This window comes from Micromonospora sp. NPDC005171 (assembly GCF_040608575.1).
Lineage (GTDB): Bacteria > Actinomycetota > Actinomycetes > Mycobacteriales > Micromonosporaceae > Micromonospora.
In genome coordinates, this window is record NZ_JBEXIM010000017.1 from 105,800 (window position 1) to 112,819 (window position 7,020).

Here is a 7,020-nt window from a genome sequence, read left to right on the forward strand (position 1 = left end):
CGCAGCGCGCGGATCAGGCGCTGAGGAGAGCGTCGCGCACCTCGGCCCAGACCTGCTCGTTGGCCGCGACGAGCAGACCGCGGCCGTCGTCGGCGGGGTGGTAGTCGGCCCCGTCGAACCGGCGGGCGACACCCCCGGCGGCCCGGACCAGCAGGGTGCCCGGGGCGTGGTCCCAGGGCAGGGTGCGCCAGAAGAGGGCGAACTGCTGCTCGCCGGTGAGGATGTCCAGATACTCCCGACCGGCGCAGTGCTGGCCGGGCAGCAGCTCACCGAGCCGCCGACCGCCGGCGCGGACCCGGTCCCGGGTCTCCGGCGGCAGGAACCGGGTCATCGCCACGCCGCGCAGCTCGCCGAGCGGCGGCACCGAAGCGGCGCCGTCCACCGGACGACCGTTGAGCAGGGTGCCCTCGTCCGCCGAGCCGGCGGCGAGAGTGTCGGCGAGCGGGTCGAGGATCCAGCCGGCGGTCGGCCGCCCGTCGCTCAACAGCGACACCATCAGGGCGAACGGCCGGCGACCGGCGGCGAAGTTGGCGGTGCCGTCGACCGGGTCGACCAGCCAGACGTCCCCGCCGTCGCGCAGGTGCCGCAGCAACCCCGGATCGTCGGCGACGCCCTCCTCGCCGACCACCATCGAGCCCGGCCGCAGCCGTCGCAACCCCGCCGAGAGCAGCTCCTCGGACCGGCGGTCGGCGACGGTGACCACCTCGCCGGGCGCCTTCTCCGACACGTCATCGTCGTCGAGCTTGCGGAACAGTGGCAGCACGACCTGCTCGGCGGCCTCCCAGAGCAGGTCGCCAACGTCGTCCAGCAGGGTGTCAGCCACGCGGCGGCAGCTTGACCACGCTGACGAAGAACTCGTCAATCTGACGGACCACCGAGATGAAGCGCTCGAAGTCCACCGGCTTGGTCACGTAGGCGTTGGCGTGCAGCTGGTAGCTGCGCAGAATGTCCTCGTCGGCCTGCGAGGTGGTGAGCACCACCACCGGGATCCGGCGCAGGTTCTCGTCCTTCTTGATCTCCTCCAGCACCTCCCGGCCGTCGCGCCGGGGCAGGTTGAGGTCGAGCAGGATCAGGTCGGGCGCCACCGCGTCGGCGTACTGGCCCTCCTGCCGCAGGTAGGCGAGCGCCTCGGCCCCGTCGGAGACGACGGTCAGCCGGTTCCGCAGCTTGTGCTCCTCGAACGCCTCCTGGGTCATCAGCACGTCGCCCGGGTCGTCCTCCACGAGCAGGACCTCGATCGGGCTCTTGCCATCCGCCGGCGCGGTCATCCCACCGTCTCCCTCATGTCACCCGTTCTACCGCTTTCCGGCCCCTCGTCGGCCCGGTCCGGCTGGTCCGACCCGTCGGCCTGCTCCGCCGGCACCGCCGGTGCCTCGGTCGAGGGCGTCGTGTCGCCAGCGGTCGGCGCGTCCGGCTCCTCCGCGGCATCGGCGGCCGCAGCCGCCTCGACGTCCTCGGGGAGCGCCGGCAGGGTGAACCGGATCGCGGTGCCCTCCGGCACGTCGGTGTCCACCCAGACCCGACCGCCGTGGTACTCGACGATCTTCTTGACGATCGCCAAGCCGATGCCGGTGCCCGGGTACGCGTCCTTCGAGTGCAGCCGCTGGAAGATCACAAAGATCTTGTCGGCGAACTCCGGCTCGATTCCGATGCCGTTGTCCTGACAGGTGATCTCCCACTCGGCGCCCACCAACCGGGCCGAGATGTGCACCTTCGACGGCATGTCCGGACGGCGGAACTTGATCGAGTTGCTGACCAGGTTGGCCAGCAGGTTGGTGAGCAGCGGTTCCTCACCCGAGATCACCGGCAGCTCGGACCAGGTCAACTCGGCGTCCGCGTACTGTCGGGCGGCCTCGGTCTGACCGGCCACGTCGCCCATCACCTTGTTGAGGTCGACCTCGACGAAGCCGGTGGTGAGCCGCCCGATCCGGGAGAACGCGAGCAGGTCGTTGATCAGACGTTGCATCCGTTGCGCGCCGTCCACAGCGAAGGCGATGTACTGGTCGGCCCGCTCGTCGAGCTGCCCGGCGTAACGGCGCTGGAGCAGCTGGCAGAAGCTGGCGACCTTACGCAGCGGCTCCTGCAGGTCGTGCGAGGCCACGTACGCGAACTGCTCCAGGTCACGGTTGGACCGGGTCAGCTCCTCGGCCTGCTTCTGGAGCTGACTGTTGACCCACTCGATGCGCTCGCGGGCGGCCCGGACCTCGGCCAGGTCGGCGGCGATCTTCTGCCGCATCGCGTCGACGTCCTCACCGAGCCGGATGAACTCGGGCGGGCCGGTGGTGGCGATGCCGTGCTGGTAGTCACCCTCGGCGACCTCGCGGACCTGGTCGGCCAGCCCGATCAGGGGTCGGATGACCATCCGGTCCAGCGAGAGCACCAGCAGCGCCCCGGCGACGACCACCACCAGCGCGGCGACGATCAGGAGCACGACCAGCACGTTGCTGCTGGTACGCACGTCCCTTGCGGCCTGCTCCCGGGCGGCCAGGATCTCCTCCTGGAGGTCGTTCACCGCCGACCGCACCTGGTCGAACTGCTGCCGGGCCCGTTCGGTGACCAACGCCTGGCCGGCGCGGGTGCCGCTCTGCTCGGTGGTGGTGATCACCGGCTCCGCCACCGACTGTCGCCACTGCGCCGTCTGCTCCTCGACGATCCGCAGCTCCTGGCCGATCTGTGGGTAGTCGTCGAGCAGCGTCCGCATCGAGGCGACGACGCTCTTCTCCTGGTCGAGCCCCTCCCGGTAGGGGTTCAGGTCGGCCGGATCACCGCTGACCGCGTACCCCCGGACCGCCGTCTCCTGATCGAGCAGCGCGTTGAGCAGCTCCTGCGACTGCACCCGCAACGGGCCGGTCTGGTTCAGCACGGCGTCGATCTGGGTGCGGTTACGGGCCGCGATCGCCGCCTCCGCGGCAGCCAGGCCGATCAACAGCACGCCCACGACGGTGAGCAGGGTGATCACCCGGCGGCGCAGACTCCAGCCGCCGACCACCGGCCTCACCGGCCACCGCCCCGGCTGACCAGCAGCATGGCCACGTCGTCGGCGAGCGGGCCACCGTTGAGCCGCTCGGCCCGCCCGACCAGCCAGGCCGGCAGCTCGGGCAGCGACACCGAACGGTTGGCCGGCTCGTCCAGCAACCCACTGAGGCCCGGCACGTCGAGCCGTTCATCGCCGGCACCCACCCGCCCCTCGATCAGGCCGTCGGTGTACATCAACAGGGACCAGTCATCGGTGTCGAACTCCAGGTCGTAGGCGATCGGCCGGCGCGGTCGTACGCCCAGCAGCAGGCCGCCGGGCGCGGGAACCGGGACGACCCGACCGCCGGAGAGCAGCAACGGTGGTGGGTGCCCGGCCAGGCGGACGGTGGCCCGGTTGGCGTCCAGGTCCAGTCTGACGGTGGCCACCGTCGCGAAGATCTCCTGGAGGCGGCGCTCACTCATCAGCACCTGCTCCAGGGCGGGCAACACCTCGTCGTCCGGCACCCGGGCGAGCACCAGGGCCCGCCAGGCCACCCGCAGCTCGACCCCGAGCGCGGCCTCGTCCACTCCGTGCCCACAGACGTCGCCGACGATCAGGTCGAGGCGGTCCGGATGGGTCTGCACCACGTCGAAGAAGTCCCCGCCGATCAACGCGGCGTGCCGGCCGGGCCGGTAGAAGGTGTGCACCGCCACCTGGTCGGTCGTCATCAGCGGTTGGGGCAGCAGGCCGCGTTCGAGTCGGGCCGACTCGGCCTGGCGCAGCTCGACCTCGCGCAACCGGCGGGCGTTCTCGTCGGCGCGCTTACGCTCCACGGCGTAGCGCAGCGCCCTGGTCAGCAGCACCCCGTCGACCTGGCCCTTGACCAGGTAGTCCTGGGCGCCCTCGGCGACTGCCACCACGCCCAGGTGCTCGTCCGTGCGACCGGTCAACACGCAGACCGCGGCGCCGCTGGACATCTCCAACACCTGGCGCAGCCCGTCCAGCCCCTGCGCGTCGGGCAGGCCCAGGTCGAGCAGGACGCAGTCGACGTTGGCGATCCGCTGCCGCGCCTCGCGGAGGCTGGTGGCGACCAGCAGGTCGATCATCGAGTTCGTTTCGGCGAGCAACTCGCTGACCAGGAAGGCATCGCCCTCGTCGTCCTCCACCAGCAGCACCCGCAGCCGCTCGCCCGGCGGCAGGTTGGCGTGCCGCGCCAGACCACCGTGCGGGTACGGCACAACTGGGGAACCGGCCAAGCCGGCCCCCCGGTGCGGCCGGGTCACCGCCGCGAGACGCGGGAGTTCGCTGGTGATGTCGGGCTCCTTCCGAGTGCCCTGCTGATCCTGTATTAGACAACGGTCGCACACAACACGGCGCCTGCGGCGCGGGCGGGGATGGGCCGCATCACTGCCCACCGAGGCACATCCTTGCCGATCGGTGACCGACCGGCCGTGCCGCGGGCCGCCGAGGGACGGCAGGATGATCCCACCCCAGGCCCCACCACCCCCCGAGGAGTCCCCGTGGGCGCACCCACCACCCCGGCCACGACGGGCACGCCGCCCCGTCCCATTCCGGGCGTACCCCTGGCCCAGCGCGCGCTGACCCGGCCGCGTCGGCGGCTCGTGGCCGCCGCGGCGGCGCTGCTCGCGCTGGCCGCGGTCGGTGCCGGCAGTCTGCTCGACCTGCGCACCCCGGCCCCGAAGCCGGCCGACGCGCCGGCGGGCGCGTTCAGCGCCGGCCGGGCGTACGAGGACGTCGAGGTGATCGCCGCCCGGTCGCACGTCGCCGGCAGCCCGGCCAACGAGCAGGTCCGCGCGCACCTTGAGCAGAAGTTGCGGGGGTTGGGCCTGGAGACCGAGGTGCAGGACACCGTGGCACCGGAGGCCGGTCAGCTCAGCGGGGCGGCGGGCGGGGCGACAGTGGCCCGGGTCCGCAACGTGGTGGCCCGGCTGCCCGGCACCGACTCGACGGGGCGGGTCTTCCTGGTCGCCCACTACGACTCGGTACAGACCGGGCCGGGCGGCAACGACGACGCCGCCGGCACGTCGACCATCCTGGAGGTGGCCCGCGCGCTGACCACCGGGCCCCGGCCGCGCAACGACATCGTCTTCGTGCTCACCGACGCCGAGGAGGCGTGCCTCTGCGGGGCGTCCGCGTTCGCCGCCAGCCACCCGCTGGCCGCCGACGGCGGTGTGGTGCTCAACCTGGAGGCGCGGGGCTCCACCGGGCCGGTGATCATGTTCGAGACGTCCCGGAACAACGCGAAGCTGGTGGACATCTTCGGCCGGGCCGCCCCGCACCCGGTCGGCACCTCGTTCGCGGTGGAGATCTACCGCGCGCTGCCGAACGACACCGATTTCACCGCCTTCCTCGATCAGAAGTTCGTGGGGCTGAACTCGGCGTACATCGACGGCGGGGCGATCTACCACACGCCGCTGGACACTCCGGCCGCGATGGACCGGGGCAGCCTCCAGCAGCACGGGGACAACGCGTTGGGCCTGGCCCGGGAGTTCGGTGGCACCGACCTGAGCGACCTGCGCTCCGGGCACGACGCCACCTACTTCCCCGTACCGGGTGGGCTGGTCCGTTACCCGGGCTGGCTCACAGTGCCGCTGGCCCTGCTCGCGGTGGCCGGGGTGGCCGCCCTGGGCTGGTTGACCCGCCGCAGCGGCCGGGCCAGCAGCGGCCGGCTGGCCGCCGGCTTCGCGCTGGCCCTGGTGCCGATCGTCGCCGCGCCGGTCGCCGCCCAACTCCTCTGGCTGGCGATCACCACGATCCGACCGGGGTACGCGGAGCTGCTCGACCCGTACCGGCCGATCTGGTACCGGCTGGCCGTCCTGGCGCTCGCCACCGCCATCCTGTTCACCTGGTACGCGCTGACCCGCCGGCGGATCGGCCCGGCCGCGCTCGCCGTCGGCGGGCTGGCCTGGCTGGCGGTGCTCGGGGTGCTGCTCGCCGTGGCGGTGCCGGGTGGGGCGTACCTCACCACACTGCCGGCGCTGGCCGGCGCCCTCGGCGGGCTGGTCGCGCTGCGTACCCGGCAGACCGGACCGTGGCCGGTGGTGGCGGTGACGGCCGCCGCGGCCGTCGGTGTGATCATCCTGCTGCCCACAGTGGTGCTGCTCTTTCCCGCGCTGGGGATGGCCATGGGCGGGGTGGCCGCGCTGGTCGCGGTGCTGCTCGGCCTGGTCGCCCTGCCGGTGGTCGACCTGCTGCACCCGCAGGCCGGCGGTCAGCGTGGCCTGATCGCGCTGCGGGCCCGGCGGCTCGCGGTGCTGCCGGCCGGTGCCGCCGCCGTGGCGGCGGTGGTGCTCGCCGGGGTCGGGCTGTCCGTGGACCGCTTCGACGCCGACCACCCCGCCCCGACCCACCTGATGTACGCCATGGACGCCGAAACCGGCCAGGCCCGTTGGCTCAGCCACGAGACCGACCCGCAGCCGTGGACGGACGGTTACGTGGACGGGGTGACCGACATCGGCGACGACTTTCCCGGGCTCGGCGACGGCGAGCTGCGGGCCGGCCCGGCGCAGTCGGCGAACCTGCCGGCACCGAAGCTGGAGGTGGTGGCCGACGCCACTGCGGGTGGCGAGCGCACACTGCGGCTGCGGCTCACCCCGCAGCGGACGGCCCGACTGGCCACCCTGCACGTCGACACGTCGACCGCCACAGTGCTGCGCGCCGAGGTGGCGGGACGGTCGGTGCCGGTGGAGCCCCGAGCCGGGAAGTGGGGCTTCGGGCTGGTGTTCCACGCCCCGCCGACGGAGGGCATCGAGGTCACGTTGACCCTGCGGCCGATCGCCGGGCAGGTCGCGCTGCGGGCGATGGACGCCAGTGACGGGTTGGACGCGCTGCCCGGCTTCCGCCCCCGGCCGCCGGCTGTCGGCGTCGTCGGGTCGCACAGCTCGGAGATGCTGGCGGTCGCCCGCACCTATCCCCTCTGATCGAAACGGTGGTCCGGCGGGGCGCCCCGCCCGCCCACCCAAAACCCCAATACGAAAAACCCACCCCGTAGGGGTTGGCGGGACCCAAACAGGGCCACCAAATAAACACCTACTACGAGGAAC

At 72.6% G+C, this 7,020-nt stretch carries 5 protein-coding genes; 1 reads left to right on the forward strand and 4 read right to left on the reverse strand.

From position 1 onward, the window contains the following. Positions 1–13 precede the first annotated feature (13 nt). From ABZU74_RS20955 to ABZU74_RS20970, 4 genes are read right to left on the reverse strand one after another with little or no spacing between them, the layout of a single operon-like run. A complete protein-coding gene (locus tag ABZU74_RS20955; RefSeq protein WP_355426267.1) occupies positions 14–823 on the reverse strand; it encodes an inositol monophosphatase in 810 nt (269 codons plus the stop codon). Further along, on the reverse strand, positions 816–1,268 hold the full coding sequence (locus tag ABZU74_RS20960; RefSeq protein WP_196929407.1) for a response regulator: 453 nt from the start codon (positions 1,266–1,268) through the stop codon (positions 816–818). Before ABZU74_RS20960 ends, ABZU74_RS20955 begins: the two co-directional genes overlap by 8 nt. Further along, positions 1,265–2,998, reverse strand: coding sequence for an ATP-binding protein (locus ABZU74_RS20965; RefSeq protein ID WP_355426269.1), 1,734 nt, complete (start codon positions 2,996–2,998; stop codon positions 1,265–1,267). Before ABZU74_RS20965 ends, ABZU74_RS20960 begins: the two co-directional genes overlap by 4 nt. Beyond that, on the reverse strand, positions 2,995–4,194 hold the full coding sequence (locus ABZU74_RS20970) for a fused response regulator/phosphatase (RefSeq protein ID WP_355426272.1): 1,200 nt from the start codon (positions 4,192–4,194) through the stop codon (positions 2,995–2,997). The genes ABZU74_RS20965 and ABZU74_RS20970 overlap by 4 nt, the downstream gene beginning before the upstream one ends. A 330-nt stretch (positions 4,195–4,524) precedes the next feature. On the opposite strand from ABZU74_RS20970, the gene ABZU74_RS20975 reads away from it, so the two are divergent. Then, positions 4,525–6,897: a M28 family peptidase gene (locus tag ABZU74_RS20975; RefSeq protein WP_355426290.1), complete on the forward strand. Its 2,373-nt coding sequence runs from the start codon at positions 4,525–4,527 to the stop codon at positions 6,895–6,897. The last annotated feature ends 123 nt before the right edge of the window (positions 6,898–7,020 follow it).